28 protein-coding genes and 1 pseudogene are annotated in these 18,759 nt (G+C 62.2%); 28 read left to right on the top strand and 1 reads right to left on the bottom strand.

All coding sequences use genetic code 11. From position 1 onward, the window contains the following. The first annotated feature begins 128 nt into the window (after positions 1-128). From rpsJ to D3M59_RS03345, 24 genes and pseudogenes are all read left to right on the top strand, one after another. Entirely contained in the window at positions 129-440 is a 312-nt protein-coding gene (gene rpsJ / locus D3M59_RS03460) for a 30S ribosomal protein S10 (RefSeq protein WP_028969184.1), read from the top strand. Positions 441-676: 236 nt separating this feature from the next. After that, complete coding sequence (rplC, locus tag D3M59_RS03455) at positions 677-1,549, top strand: 50S ribosomal protein L3 (protein WP_119531610.1); 873 nt, start codon at positions 677-679, stop codon at positions 1,547-1,549. 3 nt (positions 1,550-1,552) lie between these two features. Beyond that, complete coding sequence (rplD, locus tag D3M59_RS03450; protein WP_119531608.1) at positions 1,553-2,182, top strand: 50S ribosomal protein L4; 630 nt, start codon at positions 1,553-1,555, stop codon at positions 2,180-2,182. Next, entirely contained in the window at positions 2,175-2,492 is a 318-nt protein-coding gene (locus tag D3M59_RS03445) for a 50S ribosomal protein L23 (protein ID WP_119531606.1), read from the top strand. Before rplD ends, D3M59_RS03445 begins: the two co-directional genes overlap by 8 nt. Before the next feature lie 3 nt (positions 2,493-2,495). Then, the gene (rplB, locus tag D3M59_RS03440) at positions 2,496-3,332 is read left to right on the top strand and encodes a 50S ribosomal protein L2 (RefSeq protein WP_119531604.1); all 837 of its coding nucleotides are present in this window, start codon (positions 2,496-2,498) and stop codon (positions 3,330-3,332) included. A gap of 5 nt (positions 3,333-3,337) precedes the next feature. Beyond that, entirely contained in the window at positions 3,338-3,613 is a 276-nt protein-coding gene (gene rpsS, locus D3M59_RS03435) for a 30S ribosomal protein S19 (protein ID WP_119531602.1), read from the top strand. Next, entirely contained in the window at positions 3,613-3,990 is a 378-nt protein-coding gene (rplV, locus tag D3M59_RS03430; RefSeq protein WP_119531600.1) for a 50S ribosomal protein L22, read from the top strand. The genes rpsS and rplV overlap by 1 nt, the downstream gene beginning before the upstream one ends. Continuing rightward, complete coding sequence (gene rpsC, locus D3M59_RS03425) at positions 3,990-4,697, top strand: 30S ribosomal protein S3 (protein ID WP_119531598.1); 708 nt, start codon at positions 3,990-3,992, stop codon at positions 4,695-4,697. The genes rplV and rpsC overlap by 1 nt, the downstream gene beginning before the upstream one ends. A gap of 12 nt (positions 4,698-4,709) precedes the next feature. Further along, the gene (rplP, locus tag D3M59_RS03420; RefSeq protein WP_037499803.1) at positions 4,710-5,141 is read left to right on the top strand and encodes a 50S ribosomal protein L16; all 432 of its coding nucleotides are present in this window, start codon (positions 4,710-4,712) and stop codon (positions 5,139-5,141) included. A gap of 2 nt (positions 5,142-5,143) precedes the next feature. Next, the gene (rpmC, locus tag D3M59_RS03415) at positions 5,144-5,350 is read left to right on the top strand and encodes a 50S ribosomal protein L29 (protein WP_119532848.1); all 207 of its coding nucleotides are present in this window, start codon (positions 5,144-5,146) and stop codon (positions 5,348-5,350) included. 12 nt (positions 5,351-5,362) lie between these two features. Continuing rightward, positions 5,363-5,608 (top strand): annotated as a pseudogene (gene rpsQ / locus D3M59_RS12200) (30S ribosomal protein S17); the annotation flags it as partial. 141 nt (positions 5,609-5,749) lie between these two features. Then, positions 5,750-6,118, top strand: coding sequence for a 50S ribosomal protein L14 (gene rplN, locus D3M59_RS03405; RefSeq protein ID WP_119531594.1), 369 nt, complete (start codon positions 5,750-5,752; stop codon positions 6,116-6,118). 2 nt (positions 6,119-6,120) lie between these two features. Next, complete coding sequence (rplX, locus tag D3M59_RS03400; RefSeq protein ID WP_119531592.1) at positions 6,121-6,444, top strand: 50S ribosomal protein L24; 324 nt, start codon at positions 6,121-6,123, stop codon at positions 6,442-6,444. Further along, positions 6,437-7,015, top strand: coding sequence for a 50S ribosomal protein L5 (gene rplE / locus D3M59_RS03395; protein WP_119531590.1), 579 nt, complete (start codon positions 6,437-6,439; stop codon positions 7,013-7,015). The genes rplX and rplE overlap by 8 nt, the downstream gene beginning before the upstream one ends. A gap of 22 nt (positions 7,016-7,037) precedes the next feature. Continuing rightward, complete coding sequence (rpsN, locus tag D3M59_RS03390; protein WP_119531588.1) at positions 7,038-7,343, top strand: 30S ribosomal protein S14; 306 nt, start codon at positions 7,038-7,040, stop codon at positions 7,341-7,343. 9 nt (positions 7,344-7,352) lie between these two features. Continuing rightward, positions 7,353-7,748, top strand: a complete 396-nt coding sequence (gene rpsH, locus D3M59_RS03385) for a 30S ribosomal protein S8 (RefSeq protein WP_119531587.1) — start codon at positions 7,353-7,355, stop codon at positions 7,746-7,748. Further along, positions 7,748-8,284: a 50S ribosomal protein L6 gene (gene rplF / locus D3M59_RS03380; protein ID WP_119531585.1), complete on the top strand. Its 537-nt coding sequence runs from the start codon at positions 7,748-7,750 to the stop codon at positions 8,282-8,284. Before rpsH ends, rplF begins: the two co-directional genes overlap by 1 nt. A gap of 3 nt (positions 8,285-8,287) precedes the next feature. Continuing rightward, positions 8,288-8,641, top strand: a complete 354-nt coding sequence (rplR, locus tag D3M59_RS03375) for a 50S ribosomal protein L18 (RefSeq protein ID WP_119531583.1) — start codon at positions 8,288-8,290, stop codon at positions 8,639-8,641. After that, positions 8,642-9,364 carry a 30S ribosomal protein S5 gene (gene rpsE / locus D3M59_RS03370; protein ID WP_119531581.1) on the top strand — a complete coding sequence of 241 codons (723 nt, stop codon included), beginning with the start codon at positions 8,642-8,644 and terminating at the stop codon, positions 9,362-9,364. A gap of 6 nt (positions 9,365-9,370) precedes the next feature. Then, positions 9,371-9,553: a 50S ribosomal protein L30 gene (gene rpmD / locus D3M59_RS03365; protein WP_119531579.1), complete on the top strand. Its 183-nt coding sequence runs from the start codon at positions 9,371-9,373 to the stop codon at positions 9,551-9,553. A gap of 78 nt (positions 9,554-9,631) precedes the next feature. Continuing rightward, positions 9,632-10,171 (top strand): 50S ribosomal protein L15, encoded by a 540-nt coding sequence (gene rplO, locus D3M59_RS03360; protein WP_119532847.1) that lies wholly within the window; start codon positions 9,632-9,634, stop codon positions 10,169-10,171. A gap of 107 nt (positions 10,172-10,278) precedes the next feature. Next, positions 10,279-11,649: a preprotein translocase subunit SecY gene (gene secY / locus D3M59_RS03355; protein WP_119531577.1), complete on the top strand. Its 1,371-nt coding sequence runs from the start codon at positions 10,279-10,281 to the stop codon at positions 11,647-11,649. 30 nt (positions 11,650-11,679) lie between these two features. After that, complete coding sequence (locus D3M59_RS03350; protein WP_119531575.1) at positions 11,680-12,324, top strand: adenylate kinase; 645 nt, start codon at positions 11,680-11,682, stop codon at positions 12,322-12,324. A gap of 44 nt (positions 12,325-12,368) precedes the next feature. Beyond that, positions 12,369-12,896, top strand: coding sequence for an SRPBCC family protein (locus tag D3M59_RS03345; protein ID WP_119531573.1), 528 nt, complete (start codon positions 12,369-12,371; stop codon positions 12,894-12,896). On the opposite strand, the gene D3M59_RS03340 is transcribed toward D3M59_RS03345, so the two are convergent. Next, positions 12,893-13,384 (bottom strand): dihydrofolate reductase, encoded by a 492-nt coding sequence (locus D3M59_RS03340; RefSeq protein WP_119531571.1) that lies wholly within the window; start codon positions 13,382-13,384, stop codon positions 12,893-12,895. The two genes, D3M59_RS03345 and D3M59_RS03340, sit on opposite strands and share 4 nt — an antisense overlap. A 51-nt stretch (positions 13,385-13,435) precedes the next feature. On the opposite strand from D3M59_RS03340, the gene D3M59_RS03335 reads away from it, so the two are divergent. Genes D3M59_RS03335 through D3M59_RS03320 form a run of 4 tightly spaced genes read left to right on the top strand, consistent with a single transcriptional unit; the run spans position 13,436 to position 18,698 of the window. Further along, positions 13,436-14,854, top strand: coding sequence for an FAD-binding oxidoreductase (locus D3M59_RS03335; protein WP_119531569.1), 1,419 nt, complete (start codon positions 13,436-13,438; stop codon positions 14,852-14,854). A gap of 15 nt (positions 14,855-14,869) precedes the next feature. Then, positions 14,870-15,388 (top strand): RNA polymerase sigma factor, encoded by a 519-nt coding sequence (locus D3M59_RS03330; protein WP_119531567.1) that lies wholly within the window; start codon positions 14,870-14,872, stop codon positions 15,386-15,388. Positions 15,389-15,424: 36 nt separating this feature from the next. Beyond that, positions 15,425-16,351 (top strand): FecR family protein, encoded by a 927-nt coding sequence (locus D3M59_RS03325; protein WP_119531565.1) that lies wholly within the window; start codon positions 15,425-15,427, stop codon positions 16,349-16,351. Between the two features lie 10 nt (positions 16,352-16,361). Continuing rightward, positions 16,362-18,698 carry a TonB-dependent receptor domain-containing protein gene (locus tag D3M59_RS03320; protein WP_158581936.1) on the top strand — a complete coding sequence of 779 codons (2,337 nt, stop codon included), beginning with the start codon at positions 16,362-16,364 and terminating at the stop codon, positions 18,696-18,698. The last annotated feature ends 61 nt before the right edge of the window (positions 18,699-18,759 follow it).

The raw sequence follows: 18,759 nt of genomic DNA, 5'->3' as shown, positions 1-18,759 counted from the left end.
ATACGCGGCCCGCAACCAGTTTCGTTCCAAGCGCGGCGTCGGCCCGTAGGCCAGTGTCGCGCTTGGCATTTTATGTAAGCCCCAGATCCTCGGACGAGGGGTAGGCTCTTTCGCATCGGTAAGTGGACATGGAAACGCAGAATATCCGGATTCGCCTCAAGGCTTTCGATCATCGTGTGCTGGATCAGGCCACGGGTGACATCGCCGACACTGCTCGGCGCACCGGTGCTCTCATTCGCGGCCCCATTCCGCTGCCGACGCGCATCGAGAAGTTCACGGTGAACCGTTCGCCGCACGTCGACAAGAAGTCGCGCGAGCAGTTCGAGGTCCGCACCTACAAGCGTCTCCTGGACATCGTTCAGCCGACGCCGCAGACGGTCGACGCTTTAATGAAGCTCGATCTCGCTGCTGGGGTAGACGTAGAGATCAAGCTGGCCTAAGGGGCTGACACCGCGGCCAGATTCGGCCGCCCGGTCCTGATTCGAAGGGCCGACGCTCCGCCCCTTTGGGCGAGGCAACGGATCAAGGGATACCGCAGGACGCCTTGGCATCCTGGACTGCGTCCCCCGCATCCTTCCTTCCGGAGGGAATGGCCCACGCGGGGCACGCATTTTTTCATGGGCCGCACGCCCCCGATCGCGAGAAGCGTGACGGGGCCTCTGTAGGAGTGTGGATCATGCGCACTGGCGTGATCGCAAAGAAGATGGGGATGACTCGCCTGTTCCAGGCGGACGGACGTCACGTTCCTGTGACCGTCCTTCAGCTGGAAGATGTGCAGGTCGTCGGCCGCCGCGAGATGGATCGCGACGGATACACCGCCGTCCAGCTGGGCGCGGGCACCGCAAAGGCGAAGAATGTCGCCAAGCCGCAACGCGTGATCTTCGGCAAGGCCGAGGTCGAGCCCAAGGCGAAGGTCGTCGAATTCCGTGTCGCCGAGGATGCTCTCCTCGATGTCGGTGCGACGATTTCTGCGGATCACTTCGTCGCCGGCCAATATGTGGACATTTCGGGCGTGACCCAGGGCAAAGGCTTTGCCGGCGCCATGAAGCGTTGGAACTTTGGCGGGTTGCGCGCGACGCACGGCGTCTCCGTCTCGCACCGTTCGCACGGTTCGACGGGTAACCGCCAGGACCCGGGCCGCGTCTTCAAGAACAAGAAGATGGCCGGGCACATGGGCGCTCGCAATCGCACCCAGCAGAACCTCGAGATCGTGCGCACCGACGCCGCTCGCGGCCTGCTGTTCGTCAAGGGTTCGGTTCCGGGGTCCAAGGGTGGCTGGCTGAGTGTTACCGACGCCATCAAGCTGCCGCTTGACGAGCGCGCGCCGTATCCGGCGGGGCTCCTTGGCGACAGGGAAATCGTGTCCGAGCAGGCTCCGGCCGGCTTCGTCGAAGAAGCAGCGGTTCACGAAATTCCGGCGCTGCCGGGCGATGACGAGGTCGCGGCGATCGCGGCCGAGCAGGAAGCCGGCTCCGCGGAAGCGACTGAAAATCAGGACTCTGACGTGGCCGGCAACAAGCCTGCTGCCGACGAGAGCAAGGAAGGCTAAGCGATGAAGGTCAAGGTTCAGACCCTCGACGCCAAGGCGGGTGGCGACATCCAGCTCGACGATGCCGTGTTCGGCGTCGAGCCGCGTGCTGACATCCTGCACCGTGTGGTGACGTGGCAGCTCATCAACCGTCGCGCCCCGGCGCGTGCGGCTCGCGAGCGCTCGGACGTTGCCCGCACCGGCAAGAAGTTCGGGCGCCAGAAGGGCGGCGGTACCGCCCGTCACGGCGATCGTCGTGCGCCGATCTTCATCGGCGGCGGCAAGGCGCACGGCCCGCGTGCCCGCGTTTTCACGTCGAGCCTCAACAAGAAGGTTCGCGCGCTCGGCCTGAAGATGGCGCTGTCGGCCAAGGCGATGGGTGGCAACCTCATCGTTGTCGACAACCTCGACATGGGTCAGGACGCCAAGACCAAGGCGCTCAAGACGAAAATTGAAAAGCTCGGTTTCGGTAAGACCGCTCTGGTCATCGACGGCGACGCGCTCAATGTCGGTTTCGCGCGCGCCTCGTCGAACCTGGAGGGGCTCAACCTCCTCCCGGCCCTCGGCGCGAACGTTTACGACATCATGCGCCACGAGACGCTGGTTTTGACCCGCGCCGCGGTTGAAAAGCTGGAGGCCCGGTTCAATGGCTAAGAAGCAGGCAGCAGCGGCGATCGAAAATCGCCACTACGACGTGCTGGTCGCGCCGCACATTACCGAGAAGACGACCATGCTGTCGGACAACAACTCGGTCGTGTTCAAGGTCGCAGGCACCGCGTCCAAGCCCGAGATCAAGGCGGCGATCGAAGCGATCTACGGCGTGTCCGTCACGGGCGTGAACACGATCGTCACGAAGGGCAAGACCAAGCGCTGGAAGGGAGCTTCCTACAAGCGCTCGGACTTCAAGAAAGCGATTGTGACGCTCAAGGACGGCGACACCATCGACATCACGAGCGGGATCTAACCGATGGCACTCAAGCAATATAAGCCGACGAGCCCCGCCCGCCGTGGCTTGGTTCTCGTCGACAAGTCGTCCCTGTGGAAGGGCAAGCCGGTCAAGGCGCTTACCGAAGGCAAGCGCAAGACAGGTGGCCGCAACAACAAGGGTCACGTCACTTCGCGCGGCATCGCTGGCGGCCACAAGCAGAAGTACCGGATTGTCGACTTCAAGCGTCGGACCTGGGACGTCTCCGCCACCGTCGAGCGCCTGGAATATGACCCGAACCGGTCGGCGTTCATCGCGCTGGTGACCTATGAGGGCGGCGAGCAGGCCTACATCCTCGCTCCGCAGCGCCTCGCGCCGGGCGACAAGGTCGTCGCCGGCAAGAAGGTCGACGTGAAGCCCGGCAATGCGATGGAGATCGGCCAGATGCCGGTTGGGACCATCGTCCACAATGTCGAGCTGAAGCCCGGCAAGGGCGGTCAGATCGCCCGCGCCGCCGGCACCTATGTGCAGGTCGTGGGCCGCGATAAGGGCATGGTCATTGTGCGCCTGAACTCGGGTGAACAGCGCTACGTCCGCTCGGACTGCATGGCGACCGTCGGCGCGGTGTCGAACCCTGACAACGCTAACCAGACGCTGGCCAAGGCGGGTCGCACCCGCTGGCTGGGCAAGCGCCCGCTGACCCGCGGTGTCGCCAAGAACCCGGTCGACCATCCGCACGGCGGTGGTGAAGGCCGGACCTCGGGCGGCCGTCACCCGGTTACCCCGTGGGGCAAGCCGACCAAGGGTGCCCGCACCCGTCACAACAAGGCAACGGACAAGTTCATCATCCGTAGCCGTCACGCCAAGAAGAAGGGCTAATCGAGATGGCTCGTTCCGTTTGGAAAGGTCCGTTCGTCGAGTTGTCGCTCCTGAAAAAGGCTGAAGCCGCTCAGGAAGCCAGCAAGCGTGCGCCGATCAAAACCTGGTCGCGCCGCTCGACCATCCTGCCGCAATTCGTCGGCCTGACCTTCAATGTCTACAACGGCCGCAAGTTCGTGCCGGTGTCGGTTAATGAAGACATGGTCGGCATGAAGCTCGGTGAATTCGCGCCCACGCGCTTCTTCCCGGGTCACGCTGCCGACAAGAAGGGTAAGCGCTAATGTCGAAACCCTCAGCACCCCGTAAGGTGGGCGACAATGAAGCGCTGGCCGTTGGCACCATGATCCGTGGGTCCGCGCGCAAGCTTAATCTGGTTGCCCAGCTCATCCGCGGCCGCAAGGTCGAGGAAGCCCTGAACATCTTGAAGTTCTCGCCCAAGGCGATGAGCGAGGATGTGTACAAGGTGCTCGCCTCGGCGGTTGCCAATGCCGAGAACAACCATAACCTCGACGTCGACGCCCTCGTCGTCAGCGAGGCGTCGGTCGGCAAGTCGATCACCATGAAGCGTTTCGCGACCCGCGCCCGCGGCCGCTCGACCCGTATCGAGAAGCCGTTCAGCCGCCTTCGCGTTGTCGTTCGCGAGCAGGAAGAAGCGTAATGGGTCAGAAAAGCTCTCCCGTCGGCCTCCGGCTGCAAATCAATCGTACCTGGGATAGCCGCTGGTTCGCGGAAGGCCAGGATTACGGCCGTCTGCTGCTCGAGGATCTCAAAATCCGCCAGTTCATCTTCAAGGCGCTGCCGCAGGCTGCGATCTCGAAGGTGGTTATCGAGCGTCCGGCCAAGCTGTGCCGTGTGTCGATCTATGCCGCCCGTCCGGGTGTCATCATCGGCAAGAAGGGCTCGGACATCGAGAAGCTGAAGAAGCAACTGTCGAAGATGACCGGTTCGGAAGTCAGCCTGAACATTGTCGAAATCCGCAAGCCGGAAATCGATGCGCGCCTCGTTGCGCAGGGTGTCGCCGATCAGCTCGAGCGTCGTATCGCTTTCCGTCGCGCCATGAAGCGCGCGGTGCAATCGGCTCTTCGCCTGGGTGCCGAAGGCATTCGTATCACCTGTGCTGGCCGTCTCGGCGGCGCAGAGATTGCCCGTACCGAGTGGTACCGCGAAGGCCGCGTTCCGCTGCACACGCTGCGCGGTAACGTCGACTATGCCGAGGCGCAGGCGCACACCGCTTATGGCGTCTGCGGCGTTAAGGTCTGGGTCTTCAAGGGTGAGATCCTCGGCCACGACCCACTCGCGCAGGATCGCCTCATGATGGAAGCGCAGACTTCGGGCGTCCGCCCGGCGCGCGACGATCGCCGCTAAGGAACTGAAGAGATGCTGCAACCGAAACGCACCAAGTTCCGCAAGGCCTTCAAGGGCCGCATCCATGGCAATGCCAAGGGTGGCACCGAGCTAAACTTCGGAGCCTTTGGCCTGAAGGCGATGGAGCCGGAGCGAATCACCGCGCGCCAGATCGAGGCGGCACGCCGCGCGATCACGCGTCACATCCGTCGTCAGGGCCGCTTATGGATCCGCATTTTCCCGGACGTGCCCGTGTCATCCAAGCCCGCCGAAGTCCGAATGGGCTCGGGTAAGGGTTCGCCGGAATTCTGGGTCGCCCGCGTGAAGCCGGGTCGCATTCTGTTTGAGCTGGACGGTGTTCCCGGCCCGCTCGCCAAAACCGCCTTCGAACGTGCCGCCGAAAAGCTGCCGATCAAGGTGAAAGTCGTCGCCCGCTTGGGTGAAACGCTGGTTGAGGAAGACTGATGATGGCCAAGAAGGAAGATCTCGGCGTGAAAACCGATGACCAGCTGGCAACCCAGCTTGGCGAAATGAAGCGCGAGCAGTTCAACCTGCGCTTCCAGACCGCCACCAACCAGCTCGAGAAGCCGAGCCGCGTGCGTGAAGTTCGTCGCACGATCGCCCGGATCAAGACGCTGCAGTCCGCTCGCTCGCGCGATGCGGCCAAGGCGTAAGGAGTATTTGAGATGCCGAAGCGCGTCCTCACTGGCACCGTGGTGTCGGACAAGGGTGACAAGACGGTGGTGGTTCGTGTCGAACGCCGGGTGAAGCACCCGCTGTACGGCAAGATCATCAAACTGTCGAAGAAGTATCACGCCCACGACGAAGGCAATGCCTTCAAGCTGGGTGAGCAGGTCCGCATTCAGGAATGCGCACCGCTGTCGAAGCTGAAGAGCTGGACCGTTCTCGAACGCGTCGGCGCTGCTCCCGCGATTGTCGACGAGATCGTCGACGTCGACGTGAACAAGCCCGTCAACGCGCCGAAGGACGAGAAACCGGCAAAGGCCATCAAGGGCAAGGGCAAGGCGAAAGCCGAACCTGAAGCCGCCGAAGCTTAAGGGAAGGACTGAACCATGATCCAGATGCAGTCCAACCTCGAGGTTGCAGACAACAGCGGCGCCAAGCGCGTCCAGTGCATCAAGGTGCTGGGCGGCTCGAAGCGCCGCGTGGCTGGCGTCGGCGACATCATCGTCGTCAGCGTCAAGGAAGCCGCTCCGCGCGGCCGCGTGAAGAAGGGCGACGTTCACCGTGCAGTGATCGTTCGTACCGCCAAGGACATCCGCCGTCCCGACGGCTCGGTGATCCGCTTCGACACCAACGCGGCGGTGCTGGTGAACAAGAATGAAGAGCCGATCGGCACCCGTATCTTCGGGCCGGTGGTTCGCGAACTGCGCGCGAAGAAGCACATGAAGATTATCAGCCTCGCTCCGGAGGTGCTCTAACCATGTCCGCTGCAAAAATCCGCAAGGGTGACAAGGTCGTTGTCCTGTCCGGCAAGGACAAGGGCAAGACCGGTGAAGTCACCATGTCCATGCCGAAGGAAGGCAAGGTCGTCGTGGCCGGCGTGAACGTCGCGACGCGCCACCGCAAGCCGAGCCAGGTCAATCCGCAGGGTGGTCTGGAGCGCAAGGAAGCCCCGCTTCCGGTGTCGAAGGTCGCGATCCTCGACCCGAAGGACGGCAAGGCGACTCGCGTGCGCTTCGAGGTGGCCACGGACGGCAAGAAGGTCCGTGTTGCCGCGCGGTCCGGGGAGAAGATCGATGGCTGACACGAAATACACTCCGCGCCTGCGCAAGGATTATGACGAGCGCATCGCCAAGGCGATGACCGAGAAATTCGGCTACAAGAATGCTCTTGAAGTCCCGAAGGTCGAGAAGATCGTCATTAACATGGGCGTTGGCGAGGCGACCCAAGACAAGAAGAAGGTCGAACAGGCCGCCGCCGAAATGGAAAAGATCGCTGGCCAAAAGCCGGTGATCACCAAGGCGAAGAAGTCGATCGCGCAGTTCAAGCTGCGTGAAGGCATGCCAATCGGCTGCAAGGTGACCCTGCGTCGCGAGCGGATGTACGAATTCCTCGACCGCCTGGTGAACATTGCTCTGCCGCGCGTCCGCGACTTCCGTGGCCTCAACGCTAAGTCGTTCGACGGCCGCGGCAACTACGCGATGGGTCTCAAGGAACAGATCGTGTTCCCGGAGATCAACTATGACCAGATCGAAAAGGTCCGGGGCATGGATATCATCATCACCACGACCGCGAAGACGGACGAAGAAGCACGCGAGTTGCTGCGTCTCTTCAATTTCCCCTTCCCGGCCGACGAACAGAAAGAAGCCGCGTAAGCGGCGCTGGAGAACTTAAGTCATGGCGAAACTGAGTTCCGTGAACAAGAACGAGCGTCGCAAGAAGCTCGTCGCGAAGACCGCGGCGAAGCTTGCGAAGCTCAAGGCGAAAGCGAACGACACTTCGGTTGACGAGACCGAGCGACTGATCGCCCGCCTGAAGATGGCCGAGCTGCCGCGCAACGGCAACCCGACCCGCATCCGCAACCGCTGCGAGCTGACTGGCCGTTCGCGCGGATATTATCGCAAGTTCCGCCTATCGCGGATCATGCTTCGGGAAATGGGCAACAAGGGCCTGATTCCCGGTCTCACCAAGTCGAGCTGGTAAGGGCTACTCATGCCGATGACCGATCCTCTGGGTGATATGCTCACCCGCATTCGCAACGGCCAGCAGGCGCGCAAGGATTCGATCCTGACGCCGGCGTCGAAGCTTCGCGCCAACGTGCTCGATGTGCTTCAGCGCGAAGGCTATATACGTGGCTATTCGGAAGAAGAGCTTGCCGGCCAGAAGGGCCTGCGCATCGAGCTCAAATATTTCGAGGGCCAGCCCGCGATCCAGCACCTGGCTCGCGTGTCCAAACCGGGCCGCCGCGTTTACTCGGCGTCCAGAGAGCTGCCGCGTATTCGCAACGGCCTTGGCATCACCATCGTGTCGACGCCTCGCGGCGTTCTGTCCGACGCCGAGGCGCGCGACCAGAACGTTGGCGGCGAAGTCTTGGCGGAGGTGTTCTAATGTCCCGCATTGGTAAGAAGCCGATCGCGATGCCGTCAGGCGTAACTGCCTCGATCGACGGCCAGACGCTGACCGTGAAGGGTCCGAAGGGCACCCTCAGCATGCCGTTGATGGATGACCTCGTGTCCTACAAAGTCGAGGAAGGCCAAATCAGCGTCCAGCCGCTGACCCAGGCGCAGCGCAACCGCGCCGCGTGGGGCATGCAGCGCACGAATGTTCAAAACTTGGTGACCGGTGTCACCGAGGGCTTCCAGAAGGTCCTCGAAATCACCGGCGTCGGCTATCGTGCGCAGGCGCAGGGCAAGACACTGAAGCTGCAGCTCGGCTACAGCCACGACGTCAACTTCGCCGTGCCGGAAGGTGTCGAGGTCAAGACCCCCGACAACACAACGGTGGAAATCAGCGGGATTGACAAGCAAAAGGTCGGTCAGGTCGCTGCCGAGATCCGTCGCTGGCGCAAGCCGGAGCCCTACAAGGGCAAGGGCATCAAATATCGCGGCGAGTATATTTTCCGCAAAGAAGGCAAGAAGAAGTAAGCCATGGCGAAACTCTCTCTCTTCGATCGTCGCCGGCGCCGTGTCCGTACCGCGCTCCGTGCGCGTGCTTCGGGCAAGCCCCGCTTGTCGGTCCACCGTTCGGGCAAGCACATCTACGCCCAGGTCATTGACGATGCCGCCGGCAAGACGCTGGTGTCAGCGTCAACCTTGGACAAGGATCTCAAGGCATCGGGCGGTGCGACCCGCGACGCTGCATCCACCGTCGGCAAGGCGCTGGCCGAGCGCGCCAAGAAGGCGGGCGTGTCCGCGGTCGTCTTCGATCGTGGCGGCTTCCTCTTCCATGGCCGGGTGAAGGCCCTGGCCGATGCCGCTCGCGAAGGCGGATTGGAGTTCTAAATGGCTGACGAAAACGAAACCCCGCAGGTCGAAGCAACGACCACCGAGGCGCCCGCCGAGGTCGCTCCGGCTCCTGAAGGTCGCGCCCCGCGCGGCGGCCGAGGTGGCCGTGGCGGCGGCCGGGACAATCGTGGTGGCGGCCGTGGCCGTCGCGACGATCGTCGTGGCAACCGTGACGACGATGGTGGCGAGGAGCTGATCGAAAAGCTCGTCCACATCAACCGCGTGTCGAAGACCGTGAAGGGCGGTAAGCGCTTTGGTTTCGCCGCGCTGGTTGTGGTTGGCGACGGCAAGGGCCGTGCCGGCTTCGGTCACGGCAAGGCCCGCGAAGTGCCGGAGGCCATCTCGAAGGCGACTGCCGCCGCGAAGAAGGCCATGATCCGCGTTCCGCTGCGCGATGGTCGCACGCTGCACCATGACGGCAAGGGCCACTTCGGCGCTGGTAAGGTTGCGGTTCGTGCCGCCCCGGCCGGTACGGGCATCATCGCCGGCGGCCCGATGCGCGCCGTGTTCGAGAGCCTTGGCGTCCACGACGTGGTCACTAAGTCGGTCGGCACGTCGAATCCTTACAACATGATCCGTGCGACCTTCGAGGCGCTGAAGGATCAGACCAGCCCGCGTTCCGTGGCCCAGCGTCGTGGCAAGAAGGTCGCCGACCTTCTCGGCCGTGGCGGCATGGACAAGGGCGAGGCCGAAGCGACCGCCCAAGCGGTCACGGAGTAATCAGTCATGGCTGCGAAGAAGATCAAGATCACCCAGACGGGTTCGCCGATCCGCCGTCACAAGACCCAGCGTGCGACGCTGGTCGGCTTGGGCCTCAACAAGATGCATCGCACGGTTGAAGTTGAGGCGACTCCGGAAGTGCTCGGCCAGGTGCGCAAGGTTGCGCATCTTCTGAAGGTCGAAGACTAATCAACCAGTATCGGGGCCGGGCGGTTCGCTGTCCGGCCTCATGCGCGAAATAAGCGAAAGCGAGTGCAAGACATGACCATCAAGATCAACGAACTCCGTGACAACCCCGGTGCACGTCAGGGCCGCGTCCGCGTCGGCCGTGGCATCGGTTCGGGCTTGGGCAAGACCGCAGGCCGAGGCCAGAAGGGCCAGAAGAGCCGTTCGGGCGTATCGATAAAGGGCTTTGAAGGCGGCCAGATGCCGCTGCACATGCGTTTGCCGAAGCGCGGCTTCAACAACATCTTCGCCAAGGATTATGCCGAGGTGAACCTGGGCGCGATCCAAAAGATGATCGACGCCAAGAAGCTCGACGCCAAGGGCACGCTCGACCATGACGCGCTGAAGGCCGCTGGCCTCGCTCGCGGCGGCAAGGACGGCGTCCGCTTGCTCGGCAAGGGCGAGCTCAAGACCAAGGTGAGCTTCAAGGTCGCCGGCGCGTCGAAGGGCGCGATCGAAGCGGTAGAAAAGGCCGGTGGCAAGGTGGAAATCATCGAAAAGAAGGATCCCGCCGCTCTCGCCGCCGCCAAGAAGGGCAAGACTCGCGATGCGAAGCTAGCCGCCAAGGCGAAGAAGGCCTGATCGGGTCATTCGTCGCGTTGGGGCTTCGCAAGACGCCTTCACACACTATATCGGGCGGCGGGGGGCGTAAGGCCCGTCGCCGCCTGACTTTCATCTAGGGAACATCGATGGCATCCGCAGCCGAACAACTGGCCGCCAACATTTCGCTGGCAAGCTTTTCGAAGGCGACCGAACTCAAGAAGCGCCTGTGGTTCACGCTGGGCGCGCTGATCCTGTTCCGCCTGCTGTCATTCGTTCCGATCCCGGGCATCGATCCGCGCGCGCTGGCCAATCTGTTCCAGACGCAGCAGGGCGGCGTGCTCGATTTCTTCAACACTTTCTCGGGCGGCAGTCTGGAGCGCATGTCGATCATCGCGCTCGGCGTCATGCCCTACATCACCGCCTCGATCGTCATCCAGCTGGGTGGTTCGCTCTACGAACCGTGGAAAGCCCTCAAGAAGGAGGGTGAGACAGGCCGGAAGAAGCTCAACCAGTACACCCGCTATCTCACGGTGCTCCTGACGACTGTGCAGGGTTATTTCATTGCCGTGGGCCTGGAAGGTCTCGCAGCGACGCAGGGCATCTCCGCGGTCGTCGAGCCCGGCATGTTGTTCCGCGTAACCGCAACGGTCAGCCTCGTCGGCGGCACGCTGTTCCTAATGTGGATCGGCGAACAGATTACGAGCCGCGGCATCGGCAACGGGGTCTCGCTGATCATCATGGCGGGTATCGTCGCGTCGTTGCCACGGACCTTAGCTCAGTTGTTCGAAGGCGGGCGTAGCGGGACCATGGATCCGATGCTTGTCTTTGGGATCGTCGTCGCGGTGGTCGTGCTCGTCCTCTTCATCTGCTTCATGGAGCGCGCCCAGCGTCGCGTCCTGATCCAGTACCCGAAGCGTCAGACAGCGCGCGGCATGATGCAGCAGGAGCGGAGCCACCTGCCACTCAAGCTAAACACCGCAGGTGTCATTCCGCCGATCTTCGCCTCGTCGCTGTTGCTGATGCCGCTGACGGTGCTTCAATTCGCGGGCGGAAATGCCACCGCTCCTGATAGTTCGTCGAACGAGTTGCTCATTACCATCAGCACATATTTGCAGCATGGCGCGCCCCTCTACCTTGCGCTCTACGCGGCCGGGATTGCCTTCTTCTGCTTCTTCTACACCGCGGTTCAGTTCAATTCTGAGGAAACGGCGGAGAACCTTAAGCGGCATGGCGGCTTCGTCCCGGGTATTCGACCGGGCAAGGCCACTGAGAATTATTTCGATTACCTGCTCAACCGTATCACGGTGATTGGCGCTGCATATCTCGTTACCATCTGTCTCATCCCCGAGATCGCGCTGAGCCAGATGGGCGTCGCCTTCTATCTGGGCGGGACCAGCCTACTGATCGTCGTAAACGTGACGATGGACACGGTCAGCCAGATTCAGAGCCACTTGATCGCTCATCAATATGGCGATTTGATCAAGAAGGCGAAGCTCAAGGGCGGACGCCGCCGGTAATCTCGCGGCATCCGGACAGGGGATTTGACGTTGGATATCATTCTTCTCGGGCCGCCGGGGGCGGGTAAGGGAACTCAGGCACAGCGGCTCGTCGAAAACCGCGGCATGGTCCAGATGTCTACCGGTGACATGCTTCGCGAAGCGGTCGCCAAGGGGACGCCGACAGGGCTCAAGGCGAAAGCGGTGATGGAAGCCGGCGAGCTGGTCAGTGACGCGATTGTGTCGGCCCTGATCGGTGAGCGACTGGACAGCGTGGGCGCCAGTGGGGCCATCTTCGACGGCTTTCCTCGGACGAAGCACCAAGCCGAAGCGCTGGAAATCCTTCTCGCGGAGCGCGGCCGCAAGCTTGATTACGTGATAGAGCTGGTGGTTGACGAGGAAGCGCTGGTGGATCGCATCACCGGCCGCTTCACCTGCGCGAATTGCGGCGCTAGCTATCACGACACGTTCAAGCTGCCCGCGGTTGAAGGCACATGCGACGTTTGCGGCAGCCACGACTTTAAGCGCCGGCCTGACGACAACGAGCAGACGGTGCGCACCCGCATGGCGGAGTATCGAGCGAAGACCGCGCCGATATTGCCCTTCTACGAAGATAAGGGGTTGGTCCGGCGGGTTGATGGCATGGCCAATGTCAAGGCGGTCGCCGCCGCGATCGACGCCGTCCTCGACAGCTAAGCCAGATCGCGTAATCTGCTGCCCTGCAACTGTGGGGCTGAACGATGAGAAAATTCCTGATTGCGGTAGCCATGCTCGGGCTTTCGACGCCTGCGGCCGCCGAGGTGGTCAGTGCGGGCGATCATGGCTTCGAAGTTCGGCAAAGCATCAACCTGGTCATTCCCACGGAGAAAGCATTCGCCGCCTTTGGCCAGGTGCAGGACTGGTGGGACAAGGAGCACACCTATTCGGGTGATGCGTCGCGTCTGGCTCTGCAAATGCGCCCCGGCGGCTGCTTCTGCGAGACCCTCGACGACGGCGGCGGTATCGAACATATGCGAGTCACCTTTCTCCAGCCCGGGGAGCGGGTGGTCCTTACAGGTAGTCTTGGGCCATTGCTGTACGAAGCGACCGCGGGCGTGATGGACGTGAAGGTCGAACCGATTGCCGGCGGTTCGCGTCTCACGATGAACTATCGAGCTGCCGGTTTCGCCAAGGGCGGAGCGGGGGCAATGGCACCTCTCGTCGACCAGGTGCTGGCCACGCAGATGAAGCGGTTGCGAACCTTCGCGGCCGGCGGGGGAAAGCGCTAGGCGCGGACCAAACTAACGGTGCGCCAAGCTGGCGCGTCGGCCGTCATGGGATGGTCCTCACTGGCCACTTCCTTCCAGCGTTCGCTGGAGCGCAGGTCTGGCATGGTCACATCGCCCTCAGCGACCTCGATAACTTCGGTAAGCTCGATACGGTCGGCGATTGGCTCGAACAACTGGAAGATCGCGGCCCCTCCGATCACCGAAATATGCTCATCGCCGCAGAGGGAGATGGCTTGGTCCATGTCGTGAGCAATCTCGACGCCGCCCGCCTTCCAATTGCGGTCGCGGGTCATCACGATGTGCCGCCGTCCGGGGAGAATGCCCGGCAGGCTATCGAACGTCTTGCGGCCCATGATCATCGCGCTGCCCATGGTCAGGGCCTTGAAGCGTTTCAGGTCCCCCGGAATGTGCCAGGGAAGGTCGCCATCGCGACCGATGACTCCATTGATTGCGCGGGCAAGGACGATGGTGATGGGTGGGCGTGCCATGCTTCCGTCCTACGCTTGCCGGGCGGCCCGCGACAAGCCTAGGGATGGGTGATGAACCCGACACAGCAGTCATTAGTCGATGAGGTCCGCTCTCGCATTGGAGAACGGGCGGTTATCGCCGATCCCGCCGAGATTGAGCCTTGGCTAACCGACTGGCGCGGCCGCTGGCATGGCCGGGCCAGCGCCATTCTCCAGCCGTCATCGACGCCTCAAGTCGCCATGGTTATCGCGCTGGCGCGGCAATTGGGGGTGCCCTTGGTACCGCAAGGCGGAAACACGTCGATGGTCGGCGGTGCGACGCCGCCAGACGATGGAAGCGCGCTGATCCTGTCGCTGCGGCGAATGAACCGCGTCAGAGCCATCGACCGGGCCGCGATGCGGACCGATGTCGAAGCTGGAGTGATACTTCACAATCTGCATGAGGCTGTCGCTGCAGAAGGACTGCGTTTCCCGCTTACGCTCGGCGCGAAAGGCAGTGCTACGATTGGCGGCCTCGTCTCCACCAACGCGGGCGGCACCCAGGTCCTGCGGTTCGGTCCAATGCGGGCGCTGGTCGAGGGCGTCGAGGCGGTCCTTCCGGACGGCACGGTCCATGACGGCCTGTGCGGGCTTAAGAAGGACAACCGCGGCTACAGTATCGACCAATTGCTCATTGGTGCAGAAGGTACGCTGGGGGTTATTACCGCAGCCCGCCTAAAGCTCGTTCCCGCCATTCATTCTCGCGCGGTCGCCTGGCTCGGGCTGTCAAGCACCCAAGCGGCGCTAGAAACGCTCTATGCGCTGCAGGCGCAAACCGATCGGGTTGAGGGATTTGAGGTTCTTCCAGATGAATCGCTTCACGCTGTCCTTGGCCATGTGAGCGGTACCCGTTCACCATTGCCCGGCCGCCATGCCTGGCATGCGCTTGTCGAAGTGGTCGCTGAAAATGCGGAGCAGGAGTCGCCAACTGATCTGCTAGCACGGTTGCTTGAAGCATTGGTTGCAAAGGGCATCGTCACGGATGCCGTAATTTCGTCAAGCGAAGCGCAGGCGGAAGCCTTCTGGCGCATCCGCGACAGCCTGTCCGAAGCGGAGCGCGCGACCTTCGGCCCTGCAACCCAGCATGACATCAGCGTTCCGATATCCGACATGCCCCGGTTTATGAGTGATGCTGCTGAAGCAATTGAGGCGGCATTCCCTGGCACGCATGTCTCAGGCTTCGGCCATTTGGGCGATGGCAACATTCACTTTCACGTCCGCGCAGGCGAGCGCCGAAGCGAAGACTGGCTGGCGCGGGAAGGTCCGGTCGTTACGGAGATGGTCCACGATCTGGTCACCGCGGCCGGAGGGTCTATCAGCGCGGAACATGGCATCGGCGTAATGAAAAGGGAGGAGCTTGAGAGGCTTTGCCCGGATCGGGTCCGTGCCTTGCGCGCCATTAAGGCGGCGCTGGATCCAACCGGACTATTCAACCCGGGCAAGCTTGTCTGATCTGGCGGCCCCTGGATGACTGCGGCTCAGGGTCTTCAGCAGCTGTTTGCCGAGCACCGCGATTCGTTGCTGCGCTACCTTCGGGCACACGGAGCGGGCGAGGGGGCTGACGACTGTATTCAAGAATTATGGTTGAGGATCGCTGAGGCGCGGGTCGGTCCGATCGCTAATCCGAGAAGCTATTTTTTCCGTATGGCAACCAATCTGATGATTGATCGTCGCCGTGCTGAGAGCATGGCCCGCCGGCGAGAACGGGAATGGACGGAACTTGTAAGTTCGGAAGGTGACGATCCGCGCGCCCAACCCGATGCGGAGCGGCAAACACTGTCTCGCCAGCAGCTGGACATCGTTGAAGCTGCAATGCGCGGGCTTCCCTCAAGGGCGCTGGGCATTTTTCGGCGGCACCGGCTTGATGGCCGATCACAGCGGGAAATAGCCAGAGAGATGGGCCTCAGCCCAAGTACCATCGAAAGCGATTTGCGCGTGGTCTACCGCCAATTGCTGATCATCAAGGAGCGCCTCGATGAGGAATAACCGTGATGACTCCGTCCTTGATGGCATGAGGTGGCGATGACCCGGACCGGGGAACCGAAGATTGAAGAAGCGCTGACCTGGCTAATCCGGACTAATGATCCGGAGTTTCAGGACTGGGAAGCCTTCACCGATTGGCTGGAACGCGACCCTACGAACGCGGACGCGTATCATAGGCTGGCCGGGCGCGAGACCGACCTTCTTGCGCAACTTGAGAAGGGCGGAGCTGTTCGTGCCGCTCTGCGGCCGAGTTCAGTCCCGCGGCGTCTTGCGATCGCTGCAAGCCTAGCGGTGCTTGCAGCAGCAGGGACCACCATTCTCGTCCCGCGCTTGACACCTCAAAGCTACGTAACCGCTCCGGGCGAACAACGTACCATTACGCTCGCTGAAGGCGACCAGCTCGTCATGAACGGCGGCACGAGGCTGGAAGTCGCCGGCTTTGACCGGCGAACGGTGCGGCTGGCCGAGGGCGAAATCCTTGTTCGCCTGCAAGGCCCTGCCAACCAGGGGCTTAAGGTGACATCGGGTGATCTGCTGCTCACCGACATCGGCACGGTGTTCGATGTCGTTCGGATCGGCACGCTGACGAGTGTGGCCGTTTCGGAAGGAGCTATCGTCGCCGATCCGTCTGGCGCGCGCTTGGTCTTGCGTAAGGGCGATCGACTTGACGCAAGGGACGGCGACCGCATCTTGCGGCCAATGCGGGTCGACGAAGCCTCGATTGGCGCATGGACTGGCGGACAGCTCGTCTACCGGTCCGAACCCGTTGGTCGAGTGATCGGCGATCTTCGTCGAACGACGGGCATCGACTTCACGCTGCAGGATGATATGGGGCCCCGGCAATTCACGGGAACACTGGCAATTGCGGAGATTCGCAATGACCCCCAAGCGCTGGGCCCGTTGCTGGGACTCGATGTCAAGCGAGCCGGCGATCGCTGGATGATTGGGGGAGGTGCTACGAATTAGGATTGTACCTGTGGCGCTCCTGCTTTCGCTGGCTGCGCCCATTTCCCCTTCCTTTGCCGCTCAAACCCGTGTGATCGACGTGCCGAGGGGCACGGTCGGCGAGGTGGCTTTCGCTCTGGGTCGGCAGGCCGGAATCAATATTGCCATTCCCGATGCTACGCTGCTCGGGCGGCCAGCGCCGGCTGTGCGCGGAAAGCTCAGTGACGAGGCAGCAGTCGGGCAGCTCGCTCGGGCCGCGGGCCTCAAAGTGCGCGTTGTTGGTTCTAAATCGTTCATCCTGACTCGTGCTCCGCACCCCGCTGCTGCAGTTAGCATCGCGGCTGCCCCGTCTTACGACTTGCCGTCACCTGAGCCGGAAGAAATCGTCGTTACCGCGAGCAAGCGCGATACGACCTCGCCACGCTTCGCTGGCCAGTGGACCAAAATCGACGGCGACGATCTCAAGGGCTGGGGCATTGTCGGAAGTGAGGCGATCGAGGCTCGCTCGGTTGGCTTCTCATCGACTCATCTCGGCTCCGGACGGAATAAGCTGTTCATTCGCGGTATTGCCGACAGCAGTTTCAGCGGCCCCACCCAGTCGCCAGTCGGCCAATACATGGGTGACATGCGCATGGGATACAGCGGGCCGGATCCGGATGTCCGCCTCATCGACATTGAATCAGTTGAAGTTCTCGAAGGGCCTCAAGGCACCCTATACGGTTCCGGCTCGCTCGGCGGAATCGTCCAGGTAACGCCGGTGAAGCCGGTGCTCGGAATGACCGCGGGGCGGGCAAGCGTCGGCATTTCGCTGACCACTCATGGCGATCCGGGGTTCGACGGTTCGGGAATGTTCAACATGCCCCTGTGGGAAGGGGCCGCATTTCGTGCGGTGGGCTATCACTCGGCCGAAGGCGGTTATGTCGACAATCTTGCCACCGGCAAATCCGATATCAACCGGCTGTCGGTAGACGGCGGTCGGGCAATGATGTCCGCCGATATTATACCGGGCTGGTCAATTGACGTTAGCGGCCTCGCGCAGCGAATTCGTGGCGAAGATAGTCAATATGCGGATCGTGAGGGGCATGGCCTGTCGAGGTACAGCATGGTGCCGCAGCCGTTCGTATCGCGATTTGAAATGGGGGGCGTAGCGATCCGAAAGGATGGCGGATCATTGCGCTTTCGCTCCACCACGGGATTCACACGTCAGCGAGTGACGGAGAATTTTGATGCGTCGACCGGCGATACCGCTCGGCAACTTGGCCAGGACAGCCGCGGCTGGTCCGTCAGCAACGAGACTCGCGTGTGGCGCCCTATGGCCCAAGGCTACAGCTGGGTCGCCGGGTTCAGTTCCATCGTTCATCGTTATGCCGTGGCACGCGATATTCGGGAAGGCGAACATCAGGTCGACCTGGCGGGGGTCGAGAACCGAGTACGCGAGTCGACAGCCTACGGCGAAATCGGCCTGAGGATAGCCGATGGATTGGAGGCGAGTGCCGGCGCTCGTTACACGATCTCCAGCCTGTCGGGTAACGGAAGCCATCTAAATCCATTGCTGGCCGCGTCCCGGTACGGTGAGGCAGACCGGGAGGAGCGGCAATTCCTCCCCTCCTTTTCCCTACTGGCACGTCCTGTCGACAAACTCACGCTCTACGGCAGATTCCAGCAAGGCTTTCGACCTGGAGGTTTGTCGATCGAGGCAGACTTTGTCCGAACCTATCACAACGACAAGCTCGCAACTGCGGAGCTTGGGTTCCGTTACGGAATTTCCCAGCGTCATCCTATCGACATCCAGGGCAGCCTGACGCTCAGCAAATGGTCCGACATCCAGGCCGACTTCATCGATGCCGGCGGCCTGCCGTCGACCGACAACATTGGTGATGGCCGAGTATGGACCCTGACTCTTAACGGTGGTGCGCAAGTCTCCCGGACGCTGCGGGTCGAGGCGGGGGTCGCCTGGAATGACGGTAAGATCACGAGGCCGAGCGAGGCGTTCAAGCTGATGGCAGCTGAAGCCGAGGGAGCCATGCGAATCCCGAATATCGCCCGGCTAGCTGCCCGCGCTGCAATTGATTGGTCGCATGAGCTGGGTGGAGGGCATTCACTCACGGCGAGTAGCTATCTGCGCTATATCGGCAGATCGCGGCTTGGTGTCGGACCCCGTCTCGGCGACGCACAGGGCGACTACCTGGATTCGGGTATTTCCGTTCGTCTTGGCGATGATCGGAGGGCTATCTCGTTCACTGCCACCAACCTGGCGGACCAGCTTGGCAACCGTTTCGCGTTCGGCGCACCCTTCACCTCCGGGCGAGATCAAATTACGCCCCTACGTCCGAGAACCTTCCGGCTGGGCATCGACGCAGCCTTCTGAAGATTTTTTCAAGGCAGTTCCCCGGCGACTCCGTCTGACATGCTGAAGCCTGATCCAGTGG

This window comes from Sphingomonas edaphi, from assembly GCF_003583725.1.
In the GTDB taxonomy this organism is placed as follows: Bacteria; Pseudomonadota; Alphaproteobacteria; order Sphingomonadales; family Sphingomonadaceae; genus Sphingomicrobium; species Sphingomicrobium edaphi.
The sequence above is the reverse complement of the archived record's forward strand: the minus strand, read 5'-3'. Positions and strand labels throughout refer to the sequence as shown.